This window comes from Geobacillus sp. FSL K6-0789, assembly GCF_038593135.1.
Taxonomy (GTDB): Bacteria; Bacillota; Bacilli; order Bacillales; family Anoxybacillaceae; genus Geobacillus; species Geobacillus stearothermophilus.
In genome coordinates this window covers 2,542,760-2,558,291 of the sequence record NZ_CP151966.1, presented here as the reverse complement: position 1 = coordinate 2,558,291, position 15,532 = coordinate 2,542,760, and the positions used below count along the sequence as shown (strand labels likewise).

Genomic DNA, 15,532 nt, shown 5'->3' with positions numbered 1-15,532 from the left:
TATGCGAAGATACCCGGATCTTACCGTTAAACGCGTGGCGGATGGGTTTGCGATTTGTGTCAGGATGGGTTTGCGATTTGTGTCAGGAAGGGGTGAACAAAGTGGCAAAATACCGACAAATACACGTTAACTTTTGGCAAGACAGTTTCGTTCTCGATCTTACACCAGAGGAGAAATACTTTTACCTTTACCTGATGACTAATAGCAAAACATCACAATGCGGAATTTATGAGTTGCCAAAAAAAGTGATCGAGATGGAAACGGGTTATAACCGTGATACAGTGGACAAGCTTTTACAACGATTTATCGACTACGGAAAAATCAAGTACAACGAAGCAACAAAGGAAATTTTCATCCTCAATTGGGCGAAATACAACATGATTAACAGTTCAAAAGTCATGGCTTGTATCAAAAAAGAGCTGGAACAAGTGAAAACACCGGAATTTGTTATGGAGTTCATTAGTCGCTGCCAAAAGCTCGGATATAAAACAGATACCATATCCATACCGTATCCATACGGTATCGATACGGTATCCATAGACTATGGGGAAGAAAAAGAAGAAGAAAAAGAAGAAGAAAAAGAAGAAGAAAAAGAAGAAGAACAACATGATGATGTCGATGACGATGCGGTCAAATTTTTCGAACGTAATTTTGGGTATGTCAATGACTTTATGAGAGAGAAGATCATCAGTTGGTGTGAAGACCTTAGCGATCCCGTTGTTATTGAGGCTATGAAACGTGCCTTAGTGAATCAAAAACCTTTTAGCTATGCAGAAGGAATCATGAGAAACTGGTTCAACAAAAATGTGAAGACCCTAGATGATGTATATGCTCTCGATGTGGAGTTTGAGAACCAAAAACACAAAAAATCCAGCATCGATTGGGAGGCGTTATAGATGACACGGGACCAACTAAAAACAGTATTTAAAATCCTTGCGAACGTCTATCCAAATTTCGAAGTGTCATCGGAAAAGCTGGATATATGGCATGAGTTTTTGCAGGACCAAGATGCTAACGCAGTCATGGAGCGCGTGAAGGCTCATGTGAAAGAGAAGAAGTTTCCTCCTACCGTTGCGGATTTACGAGAACAAAAAGAAAAAGTCCCACCATACTACGACGAGCTGATGTATGACATCAATGCTGGGGAAGATTGGGCATGATTGCAGAAAAAGCGCTGCTAGGGACGTTTCTAAGGCACAACTACTTGCTAAAGGACACAACACTAAAACCGGAACAATTTGAAGACACTCGTCATCAAAAGCTTTTCAAAACCATGCTGCAGCTCGTTAGAAAAGGGAAGCCTGTCGATGTGGTTACCTTATCGACGGCTCCCGAGTTAGATCAACTTGGCGGCATCTCATACATTAACGAACTTGCTTCCTTTGCCGATGCCGAAAAAATTGAAGAATACGAGGAACTTGTTTTAGAAGCCTGGAAGGAACGGGAGAAAAACAATATCCTAACGCGAGCAATCCAAGAAGGATGGGAGATCGGGAAAGTCATCACATCGCTAGACGCGATCAACGAAGCCAAAATGGATGACCATACAGCCATAACAGATATGCTGGCGGAAATATACGAAGCGCCTTGGCAACCGCAAGAAACGAGAAGAGGCGTTCCGACTGGCATTGCTCAATTGGATAGAACAACGAACGGATTTCAGGACGGAGAAGTCACGGTGATTGCGGCGCGTCCTTCAATGGGAAAAACGGATGTCATGATTCACTTAGCTAAACAAGCCGGATGGCAAGGGTATTTACCGATTGTTTTCTCATTAGAAATGCCGAGCCGCAGCATTACAGACCGATTGATCGCCTCAACAGGCCGATTCAATCGAATGAAGATGCGGAACCTTTATAAGGGTCTAACGGATGAACAGAAAAAGATGTGGCCAACCATCATTGGCAGAGTGGCAGACACCAACATTCAGATTTTTGACGGTGCTGGCCAAACCATCATGGAAATGAGAGCGAAAACGAGGAAAATGATTCATAGCTTCCCAGACCGAAAGCCTGTCATTTTTATAGATTACTTGACGCTAATCAAGCCAGCGAATTTTTACGGCGGCAGCGCACATTTGCAGGTGACGGAGATTTCGAAAAGTCTCAAGGCAATGGCGAAGGAATTTAACTGTCCGGTTATCACACTGGCGCAGCTGAACCGTTCGGTTGAACAACGAGCGGACAAGCGTCCAGTGATGTCCGATATTCGTGAATCAGGAAGCGTGGAACAAGACGCAGACCTCATCATCTTCCTGTACCGTGAAAAGTATTACAACAAGGAAACGGACGACGACACGTTAGAGCTTATCATCGCTAAAAACCGAAACGGCCCGGTTGGAACGGTTCGCGTCAAATACAACGAACACACAGGAGAGATCATCGATGATTACGGTCAGAGAGCTGTATGAGGAGAGCATCCGATATGAGGAAAAGACACTAGCCCATTACATACTTCATTTACTTCAAGAAGGGCGAGTGTCCCTCGAGGATGATGCTGACTCACTCGATTTTACGCAAGCCGATCATGAAAAAGTTGCACAGATGATTAGAGAAAATAAACTCGGATTCAGCGATATAAAAATTTTCTCTCTCAAGTATGATGATAAACGTTTCGCTTTCATATTCGCAGCAAATGAGAAAGAAGCTATTCAGTTTTTCCAGCAGAAGTTCAAACGAAAGCCGTACAACTGTCACCAGTACCCGTTGGATTTTCCGATGTCGCGCGGCCGGGAATTCCTCACGTTCCGGGATATGAAAAAAGAGCATATCCATTTCCCGGCGCTGGCCGGATTTTATGAAAGGAATATGTAATTGCAACCATTCTGCAAAATAGACATGATTTTTGCAACCGGAGGGGGATGAATGATGGGCACACTCTATAAATCAGTGCAACACATGCGCGAGTTGCAACGGCAGTTTGTGATCCGCCGCCTCTTGGAAATGGGCATACACGAGTATGAAGGACGGGAGATACAGGAGCTGGACTATGACGATTTGAAAATGATTTTAGCGCTAGCAAGGCTTAAAAACTAACACGTTCATAAACGCCCGTATTCGCCCCGTACAGCCGCCGGACAGCAGGAGGAATAGGAAAGTACCGACATACATAAAACGGCGGCGTACGAGGGAGATAAACCGGTTTAATGGAGGCGAGGAAAATGAACGCACTGGAATATTACATTAAAGAGATTATCAGTGTTGAATCGTATGAAGCGGAATGGACAAAAGAATTTGATGAAAAATTCTTGAGAATCAGAGTGATAACGGATTGCTACGGCGATGTAAGAGAACACGAAGTGATCGAAACGGAAAAAGAGTGGGAAGAAGCGAAAAAACGCGGATATTTCTTCTGGTAAGTGGAGGGGAGAAATGAATCCAGACTATTGGCGCGGGTTCAATGCCGGAATGAAAGAAGCGGAGAAAAAGGCATCGATGGCGGCGGCGCAAATGATCGCGGAGTTGGTAGAGGGCATGAAGGACATCCCCGGCATCGGGGACGTCCTCTACAGCAGGATTGTGGATTATGTGAATAACTATAAACCAAGTTGGAGGGAAACAGATGAACATAAAAAAACTGTTTGAAATGCAACGCCAGCTGGATGAACATATCGAAAAAGAGCATCCAAGACAAGAGGGAGAAGACCGAAGTGGCCAAGAAAATTGACTTGACTGTCGAGGAATACATCGATTTGCGCCGCCAGGGATTCAGTGATGCCGTGATCGCAGCGATCAAGAATATCACCAAACAACAGCTGTATAACTGGAAGAGCTTCCGGAAGGAGAAGATCGCTCAATTGGAAAAAGAGTTGGAACAACAAGGGACTGAATCGCAAGAAACGGCAGAGAATGAGCCGGCCGATAGCGAAACGATCACTGAAGATACAACAGAAGAGGCCGGCATCGAATGGCTCAAACGAGAAGCGATCCACGCGCACAAGCTGTTGACAGAGAAGGAGCAGGAATGCGAGCAGTTGAAGCAGGAAGTCGAGCGCTGGAAAGAGATGTTCGAAACCGCGATGGCGGATAATGACCGATACTCGGACAATTGCGTCAATCTTCAACGTGAACTGAAAGCATTACGGCTTTATACGTTACAAAAACTACAAAAAGATGTCTATGGTGCGTGATTATGTAAGGTTCGGACATAAAAAAAGACCGGACTTCTCCCGGTCAATGACGGTGAATAGACGGTGAACAATGGGAATCCTTGACAATATTATAACGGGAGTGGTCCGGTTGGTAAAGTATAAACAGATGTCATTCCTTCGCGATGTGGACGGAGAAAAAACAAAAGAAGCAGTCGAGGCAGCACTTGAAAAATATCGCATGTATATGTTGACGGTTCCGGACGAATTTCTGCCACGCGTGACACAGACGTACTCTCTCGTGCCGCCGTCGCAGACAAATGCGTTTCATTCGTCTACAGAAGATGTTGCAATACGAAAAGTGGATTTCGAACGGGAACGTGATGAATATATGAGAAGGATAGTACGTGCGGTGAATCGGTTGACGAAGCTACAACGCGAATTGATTATCAAACGATATATGAGTATAGAGGAGCCGCGTGATTATGATGTATACAACGATATGTGTATCAGTGAATCAAAATACTACCGCGAGCGAGAAAGGGCGTTCTACAAGCTGGCTTTCGCTTTACGAATAGAGGTTTACAAAGAGGAAGAGACACCTGTGTAGGTGTCTTTTTTATTTTGTGAGTGACAGAAAAGTGAAGGAAAACTGACGGAAAAATGACAGAAAGATGACAGATTATTTTGTGTCAGACATGATATGATGATAGCGTGAGATATGTTGGATCAGCGTCACCCGATCGGGTGGCGTTTTTTATTTAAGTGAGGTGATCCACGTGTATAAGTTGCACGAGGCGTTGAGTGATAAAGATAAACGAAAGCTGCGTCGTATGAAGAAGAGGGACAAGATGACCTGGCGCGATTGGATGGAAATCATGGGCGTGAATCGGCCAACGTACAAGCGACATCGCGGGGCGATCAAAAGAAAATAGAGGAGGAGGTAGGTGGGATGTAGATGCGGAAGTTGACGCCAAAACAAAAAGCGTTTGCGGATTATTATATCGAATTAGGAAACGCAGAAGAGGCGGCGAGAAAGGCTGGGTATTCCGACGCTACGGCTCGAGGTCATGCGCACAAACTGTTGCAAAATGTTGCGATTAAAGAGTACATCGGTCAACGCTTAGCTGAAAAAGATAAAGCACGCGTCGCTTCGCAGGATGAGGTGCTGGAGTTTTTGACAAAAGTGCTGCGTGGTGAGGTCACGGAAGAAATCCCTGTCGGAAAAGGCGAAGGATTTTTTGAATTGGAAGATAAGACACCAAGCATTCGGGATCGTGTCAAAGCCGCTGAGCTCCTCGGCAAGCGCTTCGCCATGTGGACCGAGCGCCAGCAAATCGACGCCAATTTTGGTGTTCAAATTATCGATGACATCGGTGAGTCCGATGAAGCAGATTAGGCTTTCTGAAGTGTTTACACCAACGTTCCAAAAAGTGTGGGCGCTGGTGAAACAGCAACGTTATTTGCGCTATGTACTGAAAGGTGGTCGGGCCAGCGCCAAATCTACGCATATCGCAATGATGGTGTTATTGCTGGTGATGCGGTATCCGGTGACGGCTCTTGTTGTACGCAGGGTCGGGAACACGCTAGCGGATTCGGTGTTGGAACAGCTGAAAGAAGCGATGGAAATATTGGGTGTCACAGAGTATTTTCAAGTGACGATCAACCCGATGCGGATCACGTATCTGCCGCGAGGAAATCGGATTCTGTTCCGCGGTGCTGATGACCCACAAAAAATCAAATCCATTAAAGCATCGAAATTTCCACTAGCAATTATGTGGATCGAAGAGCTTGCTGAATTTAAGACAGAAGAAGAAGTGTCTGTCATCGAAAAGTCGGTGTTGCGCGGAGAGCTTCCAGATGGGTTGAGATATACGTTTTTTTACAGCTATAACCCGCCAAAACGGAGGCAATCATGGGTGAACCAAAAATACGAAACGCAGTTTCTTCCTGAAAACACGTTCGTTCATCACTCGACGTATTTGGATAATCCGTTTTTGTCGCAGGATTTCATGGAGGAAGCGGAGCACACAAAGCGAACGAATGAAATGAAGTATCGTCATGAATACCTTGGCGAGCCGATCGGGAGTGGTGTGGTACCGTTTGACAACTTGGTGTTTCGGACGATTACGGATGACGAGATGAAGAGCTTTGATAACATCCGCCAGGGCATTGACTGGGGATATGGTGTGGATCCGTTCGCGTTTGTACGCTGGCACTACGATAAAACGAGGAGAACGATTTACGCGATTGACGAAATATATGGTGTAAAGTTATCGAACCGGGAAGCAGCTGAAAAAATCAAAGCGAAAAATTATCATCTTGAACCGATCATTGCCGATAGTGCCGAACCGAAATCGATAGATGAAATGAAGAAAGAGCACGGCATACCACGAATCAAAGGAGCCAAGAAGGGGCCGGGAAGCGTGGAGTACGGGGAGAAATGGCTGGATGACCTAGAGGCGATCGTCATTGACCCAAAGAGAACACCAAACATCGCAAGAGAATTTGAGTCTATTGACTATCAGGTAGATGCAGACGGCAATCCAAAGCCCAAGCTGGAGGATAAAAATAATCATACGATCGATGCCACACGGTATGCGTTTGAAGACGATATGAAACGGCCATCCGTATCAATTTTGAAATAGGGAGGTGATCATGTGCTGATTGAGGACTTATTCAGGGCGCCATGGCATGAGCGGGCGTTGGCGGAGCTTGCGAAAGGGATCATGACAGATGAGCAACTTTTGGCGGCGATCGTCAAAGACTGGGAGACAAGCGAAAAGCGGAATTTGATGTTGCTCGGCGATCGATATTACCGCACGAAGATGGACATTGAAAAGAAAAATCAGGAAATCACGTGGCGTTCCAATCAAAAATTGGCTCATGACTTTGTGAAGAAGCTCGTCAATCAAAAGGTGGGCTATTTGCTTTCAAAGGAGCCGACGATCGCGACAGAAAACGAAGAATACCGCAAAATTATGCAAGATATGTTTGATAAACGGCTGTTAAAGGTGATTAAAAATCTCGGCAAAGAAGCGATCAATAAAGGGATCGCTTTTTTATATGTGTACATTGACGAAAAAGGAGAATTAGCTTTCAAAAAAATTCCGAGCGAACAAATTATTCCGTTCTGGAAAGATAATGATCATGAAGAGATTGTGTCGTTTATTCGGGTGTATGAAGAAGTGGTGTACACGAACACACAAAAACAACTACAAAAGAAGGTCGAGTATCACCACCCAAACGGGATTAACTATTATGTCTGGCAAGCCGATTCGCTCGTTCCGGATGTGTTGGCTGGAGTGGAAACAAACTATCATTTCATGATCGATGGAAAGCCGTATCTGTGGGAGCGTATTCCGCTCATTCCTTTTAAATACAATGAGGAGGAACAACCTCTCATCGACTGTATCAAGTCGCTCGTTGATGATTACAATTTGCAGGCTTCTGTGAACGCGGACCTTTTGGCTGATATCCCGAATTTCATCTACAAGCTTGTGAATTACGGCGGCGTGGACTTGCAGGAGTTTTTAAATGATTTGAACCGATATCGGGCGGTAAAGTTAGATGAAAACGGTGATGTAGACAAGCTACAAACCGATTTGCAGACAGATGCTGTGGAAAAAGAGTTGTTGCGCATTCGCAAAGCCATCTATGAATTTGGACGCGGGGTTGATACACAGGATGAGAACCTGGGCAACGCCAGTGGAGTGGCGCTTCGATACCGATATTCGGATTTAGATATGGACTGCAACATCCTTGAAACCGAGTTTCAATCAAGCCTAGAACATTTGATTTGGTTCATCGACCAGTATTTGCTCATGACAGGAAAAGGCGATTTCACGAATGAGCCAATTTCAATTATCTTCAACCGTGACATCATCATTAATGAGTCAGAGGTGATCGCCAACTGCCAGGCGTCGGTTGGTATTCTCGATGACCAGACAATTCGTGAAAATCATCCGTGGTATACGGAGCAAGTCGAGGAACGATTGAAGAAGCAACAGGAACAAGAACAAATGTATAACGGCTACCAGGGTGCGTTCCAGCAACAAAGGAAAGATGGGAACGTAAATGAATAGCCGGCAGTATTGGGAGCAGCGTGCCGCGCAAAGAGAACAGGAAGCGCAGTTGATTGTCGAGAAATATTTAGCGCAGATGCAACAGCGACTGAAAGAAGCGCAACGAGATATTGTGCGACAGATTGAAGCGTTTTACGCAAGGTATGCGAGAGATAACAAGCTTTCATTGTATGAGGCGAAAAAGATTTTAACGTCCCAAGAAATTGAAGAATTTAAGCAAGTCGATTTGGCCCGGTTTCGTGCTATGGCCCTCGCGGGAAATCCGCAATACGAAAATTTGCTCAACGCAGTCAGTTATCGTGTTCGGATTTCGCGATTAGAGTTGCTTTTAGCGCAAATCGAAATGATGATGCTGCACCTCTATGGCGGAAAAAACGGATTGCAGGAGTACACCTATACGGGGTTGGTCGATGTGTACCAAAACTCGTACTACCACTTCATGTATGATTTCGCGATGGCCGGCATCCCTGCAAACGTTCAAATACTTGATGACAGCACCATGCGCGAAGTGATGTCGTACAACTGGAGTGGCAAAGAGTTTTCTGAACGGATTTGGGGCCACGAACAAGAAACCATGCAAAACATTCGAAAGTCGCTCGAACAAAGCTTCATCATCGGCCGGTCCATCGATCGGACGGCCAAAGAAATAGTGAGAGTGACAGACGTTGCATACTCGCGCGCCGAAGCGTTGGTTAGGACGGAAGCGAGCTTCTTTCACAATTTAGCTGCGCACAACAGCTATCGCGATGCAGGAATGGAGAAATACGAGATTTTGGCCACGCTCGATATGCGAACATCAGATATTTGTAGATATCAAGACGGCAAGGTTTATAACGTCAAAGATTATAAGCCAGGCACGAATGCGCCGCCGTTTCATGTGCGCTGCCGAACGACGACGATCCCGCATTTTGATGAGTCGGAGTACACAAACGGCGAAAAACGCCAGTCCATGAATGGATTGGTGGGTTCGGTTCCTTATGAAGAGTGGTATAATGAACATGTATTGAAACCGAAGCTCGAGGCGGAACGTAAAGAAAGAGAGAAGCGCCAAGCGTTAGAAGAACAGATACGAGCCGATATTCGTAATGGTGTTTATAAATTGGAACACAGCCGAAACCATTACGACAAGCATAATCCGTCTCATAAACGCTATCTTGATTATGTAGAGAGAAATAAAGCAAAGGGTAAGCAGAAGCCAAGCTATTTAACGATTTCTTATGAGGAAGCTAATGAGTTAGTGAGAAAATATGCTGGTACTGGTGTACTTCAATTCAGTAGCAAAGGAGAATGGATAAATAAAGAACTCATAAAAGGTGATAAATACATCGGGGTATATGTGGATCAAACAACGGGAGAAGAAGTAAAAACAAAAGACTTTAAAATACATTATAGTAAGACAGGAACTCATATTGTTCCAACTTTAATAAAAGAAAGAGGGATGGAGCATTGAGATTATGGGAATATGTAGGAAAGAAAATAAGAGTTACTCTCAAAGATGGTGAAATATTAGAGGGGATTGTCCAAGATTATACCGACCAAGAAGATACCGATAATGATTATGATAGTCTTGACATGTTTATCGACGGAAAATATATCGGTGTTGGTGAGCCAGAAATTAAGTCAATTCAAATTATAGAATAAGCACCTAACCAAACAAAACGGTTATGTGCTTTTTTATTTTCCCTCGTCTTTTTAGCATTTGTAGACGTTAAAGAACAAAGCGGTTCGTGGCCGTAACCACGTAAAAAAACGTAACCTGGAGGGGAACAAGAATGAAACGTGAATTTCTCGAAAGTTTAGGACTGGAGAAAGAGGTCATTGACAAAATTATGGCCGAGCATGGAAAGTCGGTTGAAGCTCACAAGACCAAAGTCGATGAGTTGAAAGCCAACCTTGACGATATGAAAAAACAGCTAGAGCAGCGCGACAACGACTTAAAACAGTTGAAAAAGCAAGCCGAGGGAAATGAAGAGCTACAAACGAAGCTTGCGGATTTAGAGAAGCGATATAAAGAGGAGAAGGCGGTATATGAAGCGAAAATCAAAGAAACGCAATTGAACAGCGCGATTAAACTTGCGATTAATGGAAAGGTACATGACGCCGATTTGGTTGCGTCGCTTCTTGACAAGGACGCTATTGAATTAGACGAAAACGGAAACATCACGAAAGGACTGGATGAGCAGTTAAAGACGCTGCAAGAAACCAAGTCCTTTTTATTTGTGCCTGAAAACAACCATCAACCGAAAATTACGGGGATCAAACCAGCTGAAGGCAATCCGACTGGCGGGGATCCAGAGGATCCGTTTTTAGCTGGATTTAATTCTATTTAATGTGTAGGAGGTAATGAACAATGCCAATTAACTATGCGGAGAAGTATGCGCCATATGTCGACGAGCGTTTCAAAAAACAATCTCTTTCGGGTGGAGCTGTAAATCAAGATTTGGAGTGGGTTGGGGTCGAAACGGTCAAGGTATTCTCGATCCCAACAGCACCGATGCAAGATTATACGCCGTCAGGAAACAATCGTTATGGCACACCGGTCGAACTGGAGAACAGTGTGCAAGAAATGAAAGTAACACGCGATCGGTCCTTTACGTTTACGATCGATAATAAATCGAAACAAGATACCATGGGTGTTATGGAGGCCGGCAAAGCGCTTGCCCGTCAGATTGACGAAGTGGTTGTGCCGGAGGTGGACATCTATCGTTTTGCAGTCATTTGCGCCAATGCGGGCACGACGGCGACGGCGCCGATTACAAAGGATAATGCGTATGAGGCGTTTTTGGATGCGACAACGACACTTACAGACTTGAAAGTGCCATTGGTTGGTCGCGTAGCGTATATTGGCGCGAATTTTTATAAACAAATTCGCTTAGACCCGTCTTTCATTAAAGCGTCTGATATCGCACAGGATGCACTAATGAAAGGGCAAGTGGGTCTCATTGACGGGATTCCATTGATTACGGTGCCGTCTTCTTACTTGCCAGCCAACGTCGAGTTCTTCATTACGCATCCGATGGCGACAGTGGCACCAATTAAATTGACTGACTATGTCACGCATGAAAATCCGCCAGGCATTAACGGTACATTGGTGGAAGGACGTATTCGTTACGATGCGTTCGTATTCGAGAACAAAAAGAACGCCATTTACGTGCACAAAAACGCGTAAGGGGTGACGGGACATGAAGAAATTTAAAAAAGGCGACGTTGTTTTGGTCGCGCACAACGATGTACAAGAGGCCGCCTTTAAAAAGGCTGGATACGAAGAAGTGGTGGAGGAAGAGGCGAAAAAAGGGGCAAAAAAGGCATCAGAAAAGGCAGCTGAATAGTGATGACCGTTCTTGAGATTGTGAAAGCCCAATTGGACACCTCTCTGTCTGACGATCGCCTGGAGATGTACATCGATGAAGTTGGCCAGGCGATCAAGACGTTTTGCAATCGGGAGGACGTCCCGGACGAGTTGAGATATGTTCACGCAAACATGGTTGTAGATTTGATTCGTTTGAGGCAGAAAAATACTCCCGATGCCGAACCGACTGTTCAATCCATCAAAGAAGGGGACGTGCAAGTCACGTTTACGACCCACGAAAAGAGCCAAGGCGAAACAGAAGTAGAGAGTGTTGTTCATTCATACAAGAATGCGTTATATAAGTTTCGCAAAATGAGGTGGTAGCATGCGGGCCCGTGACATCTTTCTCAAAGCCAAATCCGCGGTCGAACGGCTGTATGACCGAACAGCTACCATCCAACGATACGAACCGTATCAGAAGCCAAATGGCGCCGACGGAATGCAGTGGGCGACAAAGCACGAAAACGTGCCTTGTCGCCTTTCTTCGGTTGGTATGCAGACGCTCAATAACGCTGTGCAGGGTGATGCAAACGCCATTCAGTATGATGTCAAGGCGCTGCTATCTAGTGACATTGATGTGCAGGCCGGCGATGTTTTTGTGATTGATGGGATCCGATATGAGTCGGCAAAAGAGCCATTTGTGTATGTCACCCATCAAGAAGTATTGCTCATTCGAAAGGGCTATGCGTAATGGGGTACGAGTTCAGTGAAGTGAGGTTGTTGAAACAACAACTGGTAGAGTTAAATAAAATCGCTCATCAAGTGCAAATGAGAGTGGCCGGACGCATCGCACAGCTAGCCATTCGAAAGGTGAAAAAACTAACGCCCGTTGATACCGGAAACTTGCGAAACAACTGGAAGTATTATGTGATGAGCAAGGGTGATACGATATATATTCACATTTACAACCAGGCAGAATATGCATCGTTTGTGGAAAACGGACATCGTATCGTGGTGGCTGGACAGACCGTCGGGTGGGTAGAAGGACGGTTTATGTTGAAGCTAACGATGGATGACATGCGCCGAATCGCCCCGAACATGTGGCAACGGGAGATCGAAAAGGAGATGAGGCGGATCTTTGGAGATTAAAACACTCATTATTCAGCAAATTAAACAGGTGTTTGGCGACATCAAAGTATACGATGAAAAAGTCAAGCAGGGGCTTCAAACTCCTGCTTTTCTTGTGCGTATCATTCGATCTGGCCAAGAAAGAAAAGTCAAAGGTCAAGTGCAACGGTCGTATTCGTTCAATGTAGTGTACTTTCCTCAATCTACAGAAGTAGATACAGAATGCGATGACGTGTTTGAAACGTTTCAAAACGAATTTCAATACATCGCGAATCGCTACCATGTCAATCGTGTCGAAGGGACGAAAACCGATAACGTGCTGGTGATCACGTTCGATGTGAGCGTTTGGCTTCAAGAGAAGGCGGACGAAACAAAGATGCAGACGCTAGGAGGGGTGGAAATTGGCGCGGCAAACTGAAAAAAGCACGGCAGAAGTGCGATATGGGAAATCAGCATTTTTGGGCGCGACCGAATATGCGAAAGATCGATTGCTGCTTGAAGTGCTGCTTGATGAGTCGAGAACGTACACGAAAGAAGAAGTAGACACGCTCTTGAGTGAATGGAAAGCGAAGGAGGTTCAATAATGGCAGGAGGTACATGGAAGACGCAAAACAAAATTCGTCCTGGCGCGTATATCAATTTTGAAACGAACAGCCTGAACACAACGACGCCGGACTCCAATACGGTTGTCGCCATTCCCATCAAATTAGATTGGGGCGAAGCGAGAAAGTTCGTAAAGGTCACGCCGAACACCAAATTTAAAGAAGTGTTAGGGAAGAATTTGAACGAAATCGTTCCACTCCGTGAAGCGTTCAAGGCAACCAGTCAAGTACTGATTTTTAACTTGAATAGTGGGGGGAATAAAGCCGCGGCAACGGGTGGAGGATTGACGGCGACCGCCAAGTACGCCGGTTCTGATGGCAATAAACTATCAGTAGTAGTGACGGTGAATTTGGATGGCACAGCAACAGTGAGAACGTATTTTGATGGAGCTGTCGTAGATACACAAACGGTAGCTACCATTGCTGACTTGCAGCCGAATGCATTTGTTACGTTTAGCGGGCAACTGCCAACAGTTGACGTGACATTGACGCTGTCCGGAGGAACAACGGGAACAGCAACAAATGACGCTTATAGTGAATTTGCTGCAGGATTGGATACACAAGACTTCAAAGTGGTAGCCGTCGGTACGGACGATTCGACGGTGAAGGCGCTGCTCGCACTCAAAGTGAAAGAATGGCGGGCTAATTACGGCAAAAATGTCACGCTCGTCACCAACAACTATAACGAGGCCGATCATGAAGGTGTGGTGTCGGTTCTCAATGGCGTCACGCTTGAAGGGGGCGAACAACTAACCGCCAAAGACGCGCTGTATTGGTACGCAGCAGCGTACGCGAATGCCGGAACGAGCTCGCTGACATATGCCGAGTATCCAGGTGCTGTTGACTGTGAACGCAAAACACATGAGGAAATCGAACAGGCATTGAAAGATGGTCATATCGTCTATACATTCAATCGGGATTCGGTAGTGGTAGAACAAGACATTAACACATTCCGTTCATTCACACCGACAAAAAATCAAGATTTCCGCAAAAACAAAATCATTCGTGAAATGGATATCGTTTCAGACAACACGCAGTATATCTACTCCAAATATTTCATTGGAAAAGTGAACAACAACGAGGACGGCCGAAACTTGTTCAAAAAAGAAGTGATGAAAACCGTGTTAGATCCTCTCGTGCGAGTCGGTGCTTTAGAGCCATATAATCCAGATGAAATTGTAGTTGAACAAGGTGATGAAAAAGATGCTGTGTTGGTCAATGTAGGACTTAAATTCGTCGATGCCATGGAAAAACTCTATATGACAGTGGCGTGCAAGTGATAAACGGAGGTGATAAATATGCCACGTGTAATGGAATCAAAAGATGCGATCTCGTCGAAGGAAGGGACGCTATACATTACGATCGACGGGAAGTCATATGAGTTCGCGGAAATTGTGAAATTTGACGCAACGATTGAATATATCAAAGCTGACGTCAAACGTGTAGGCGCACGTATGAATGGAAGTAAAATCGTTGGAGCAAACGGAAAAGGGAACATGACGTATTACTACCATCGCCCAGAAATTCGCGCTATGGCATTGGAATATCTACGGACAGGGAAGGCGCCGATTTTCGATGCGATGTTGGTCAATGCGGATATTACGAGTGCAGCCGGCAAGCAAACAGCAATCATCAAAAATATTGTGCCGGACAGCACACTCATCGCTAAGCTTGATGGAGATTCTGACGATGTCCTGAAAGATGAAGTATCGTTCACGTTTGATGACTTCGATCTGCTTGACCAATTTAAAACCATTAACTAAGGAGGAACGACATGAGCAAGTTTAAAGCTTTTTTAAAAGGGAATGTAAAACCATATGAAAATGTAGAGTTGAAGCTGGAACGTTTTGATGAACCACTCGTTTTGCGTCCCCTCACGGCCGGCGAAGCGGACGCCATCAATGAGCGCTGCTTTAAATTCCGTCCAGGAAAAGGCGGGAAGATGGAACGGGTGTTTGATGTGGTGAGATATAATCGTGAAATTTGTGTGGCATCGATTGTGTATCCTGATTTGAACGATCGCGAACTACAAGAGTCGTATGGGGTGCTAGGAGCGGACAAGTTGTTTGCAGAAATGTTCCTTTTAGGAGAAGCAAACCAAATTCTTGAGAAGGTGACGGAAATTTCCGGGCTTGATAAGACGATGGACGAAGAGGTAGAAGAGGCAAAAAACTAATTGAAGAAGGTGGAGAGGCGTTTTATGCTCATGTCGCTCTCCACCGTTTTCATTGGCGTCCTCGTGAGTTTTTAGAGATGGACAGAAAAGAAAAGGCGTTTGTCATTGCGAGCATTCAGTTGGAATTGAAAAAAGAGAAAGAAGAACACGATCGCATAAAAAGCA

Annotated in this window: 25 protein-coding genes; all 25 read left to right on the top strand. The window is 45.1% G+C overall.

What is annotated here, in order from left to right:
- The first annotated feature begins 101 nt into the window (after window positions 1-101).
- The 25 genes from NSQ51_RS13555 (at window position 102) to NSQ51_RS13435 (ending at window position 15,367) form a co-directional block, all read left to right on the top strand.
- Window positions 102-896 carry a DnaD domain protein gene (locus NSQ51_RS13555; protein ID WP_220699881.1) on the top strand — a complete coding sequence of 265 codons (795 nt, stop codon included), beginning with the start codon at window positions 102-104 and terminating at the stop codon, window positions 894-896.
- The gene (locus NSQ51_RS13550) at window positions 897-1,160 is read left to right on the top strand and encodes a replicative helicase loader/inhibitor (RefSeq protein ID WP_121650023.1); all 264 of its coding nucleotides are present in this window, start codon (window positions 897-899) and stop codon (window positions 1,158-1,160) included.
- The gene (locus NSQ51_RS13545; protein ID WP_233434067.1) at window positions 1,157-2,410 is read left to right on the top strand and encodes a replicative DNA helicase; all 1,254 of its coding nucleotides are present in this window, start codon (window positions 1,157-1,159) and stop codon (window positions 2,408-2,410) included. The genes NSQ51_RS13550 and NSQ51_RS13545 overlap by 4 nt, the downstream gene beginning before the upstream one ends.
- Window positions 2,385-2,813: a hypothetical protein gene (locus NSQ51_RS13540; protein ID WP_233434066.1), complete on the top strand. Its 429-nt coding sequence runs from the start codon at window positions 2,385-2,387 to the stop codon at window positions 2,811-2,813. Before NSQ51_RS13545 ends, NSQ51_RS13540 begins: the two co-directional genes overlap by 26 nt.
- Before the next feature lie 54 nt (window positions 2,814-2,867).
- Window positions 2,868-3,035 carry a hypothetical protein gene (locus NSQ51_RS13535; protein WP_183085374.1) on the top strand — a complete coding sequence of 56 codons (168 nt, stop codon included), beginning with the start codon at window positions 2,868-2,870 and terminating at the stop codon, window positions 3,033-3,035.
- 125 nt (window positions 3,036-3,160) lie between these two features.
- Window positions 3,161-3,358, top strand: coding sequence for a hypothetical protein (locus NSQ51_RS13530; protein WP_220699880.1), 198 nt, complete (start codon window positions 3,161-3,163; stop codon window positions 3,356-3,358).
- Window positions 3,359-3,371: 13 nt separating this feature from the next.
- Complete coding sequence (locus NSQ51_RS13525) at window positions 3,372-3,584, top strand: hypothetical protein (protein WP_121650026.1); 213 nt, start codon at window positions 3,372-3,374, stop codon at window positions 3,582-3,584.
- A 65-nt stretch (window positions 3,585-3,649) separates the two neighbouring features.
- Entirely contained in the window at window positions 3,650-4,129 is a 480-nt protein-coding gene (locus NSQ51_RS13520) for a hypothetical protein (protein WP_233434065.1), read from the top strand.
- A gap of 127 nt (window positions 4,130-4,256) precedes the next feature.
- Entirely contained in the window at window positions 4,257-4,697 is a 441-nt protein-coding gene (locus NSQ51_RS13515; RefSeq protein WP_220699882.1) for an ArpU family phage packaging/lysis transcriptional regulator, read from the top strand.
- Window positions 4,698-5,045: 348 nt separating this feature from the next.
- Entirely contained in the window at window positions 5,046-5,486 is a 441-nt protein-coding gene (locus tag NSQ51_RS13510) for a terminase small subunit (RefSeq protein ID WP_025950450.1), read from the top strand.
- Window positions 5,473-6,735: a PBSX family phage terminase large subunit gene (locus NSQ51_RS13505; RefSeq protein WP_110107640.1), complete on the top strand. Its 1,263-nt coding sequence runs from the start codon at window positions 5,473-5,475 to the stop codon at window positions 6,733-6,735. The genes NSQ51_RS13510 and NSQ51_RS13505 overlap by 14 nt, the downstream gene beginning before the upstream one ends.
- Before the next feature lie 12 nt (window positions 6,736-6,747).
- Window positions 6,748-8,172 (top strand): phage portal protein, encoded by a 1,425-nt coding sequence (locus tag NSQ51_RS13500; protein ID WP_121650027.1) that lies wholly within the window; start codon window positions 6,748-6,750, stop codon window positions 8,170-8,172.
- Window positions 8,165-9,622 (top strand): minor capsid protein, encoded by a 1,458-nt coding sequence (locus tag NSQ51_RS13495; protein ID WP_025950452.1) that lies wholly within the window; start codon window positions 8,165-8,167, stop codon window positions 9,620-9,622. Before NSQ51_RS13500 ends, NSQ51_RS13495 begins: the two co-directional genes overlap by 8 nt.
- On the top strand, window positions 9,619-9,813 hold the full coding sequence (locus tag NSQ51_RS13490) for a hypothetical protein (RefSeq protein ID WP_014194728.1): 195 nt from the start codon (window positions 9,619-9,621) through the stop codon (window positions 9,811-9,813). Before NSQ51_RS13495 ends, NSQ51_RS13490 begins: the two co-directional genes overlap by 4 nt.
- Window positions 9,814-9,944: 131 nt before the next feature.
- Window positions 9,945-10,502: a phage scaffolding protein gene (locus NSQ51_RS13485; protein ID WP_121650028.1), complete on the top strand. Its 558-nt coding sequence runs from the start codon at window positions 9,945-9,947 to the stop codon at window positions 10,500-10,502.
- Between the two features lie 20 nt (window positions 10,503-10,522).
- Window positions 10,523-11,341, top strand: coding sequence for a N4-gp56 family major capsid protein (locus NSQ51_RS13480; protein ID WP_025950454.1), 819 nt, complete (start codon window positions 10,523-10,525; stop codon window positions 11,339-11,341).
- 13 nt (window positions 11,342-11,354) lie between these two features.
- A complete protein-coding gene (locus tag NSQ51_RS13475; RefSeq protein ID WP_164834629.1) occupies window positions 11,355-11,501 on the top strand; it encodes a hypothetical protein in 147 nt (48 codons plus the stop codon).
- A 2-nt stretch (window positions 11,502-11,503) separates the two neighbouring features.
- The gene (locus NSQ51_RS13470) at window positions 11,504-11,845 is read left to right on the top strand and encodes a hypothetical protein (protein WP_121650030.1); all 342 of its coding nucleotides are present in this window, start codon (window positions 11,504-11,506) and stop codon (window positions 11,843-11,845) included.
- 1 nt (window position 11,846) lies between these two features.
- Window positions 11,847-12,212, top strand: coding sequence for a hypothetical protein (locus NSQ51_RS13465; RefSeq protein WP_121650031.1), 366 nt, complete (start codon window positions 11,847-11,849; stop codon window positions 12,210-12,212).
- A 20-nt stretch (window positions 12,213-12,232) separates the two neighbouring features.
- Window positions 12,233-12,610, top strand: coding sequence for an HK97 gp10 family phage protein (locus NSQ51_RS13460; RefSeq protein ID WP_233434069.1), 378 nt, complete (start codon window positions 12,233-12,235; stop codon window positions 12,608-12,610).
- Entirely contained in the window at window positions 12,600-13,007 is a 408-nt protein-coding gene (locus NSQ51_RS13455; protein WP_079935610.1) for a DUF6838 family protein, read from the top strand. Before NSQ51_RS13460 ends, NSQ51_RS13455 begins: the two co-directional genes overlap by 11 nt.
- Window positions 12,991-13,173, top strand: a complete 183-nt coding sequence (locus NSQ51_RS13450; protein ID WP_014194736.1) for a hypothetical protein — start codon at window positions 12,991-12,993, stop codon at window positions 13,171-13,173. Before NSQ51_RS13455 ends, NSQ51_RS13450 begins: the two co-directional genes overlap by 17 nt.
- On the top strand, window positions 13,173-14,471 hold the full coding sequence (locus NSQ51_RS13445; protein WP_121650033.1) for a phage tail sheath subtilisin-like domain-containing protein: 1,299 nt from the start codon (window positions 13,173-13,175) through the stop codon (window positions 14,469-14,471). The genes NSQ51_RS13450 and NSQ51_RS13445 overlap by 1 nt, the downstream gene beginning before the upstream one ends.
- Window positions 14,472-14,489: 18 nt before the next feature.
- The gene (locus tag NSQ51_RS13440) at window positions 14,490-14,954 is read left to right on the top strand and encodes a phage tail tube protein (protein WP_019417361.1); all 465 of its coding nucleotides are present in this window, start codon (window positions 14,490-14,492) and stop codon (window positions 14,952-14,954) included.
- An 11-nt stretch (window positions 14,955-14,965) separates the two neighbouring features.
- Entirely contained in the window at window positions 14,966-15,367 is a 402-nt protein-coding gene (locus NSQ51_RS13435) for a phage portal protein (RefSeq protein WP_033020559.1), read from the top strand.
- The last annotated feature ends 165 nt before the right edge of the window (window positions 15,368-15,532 follow it).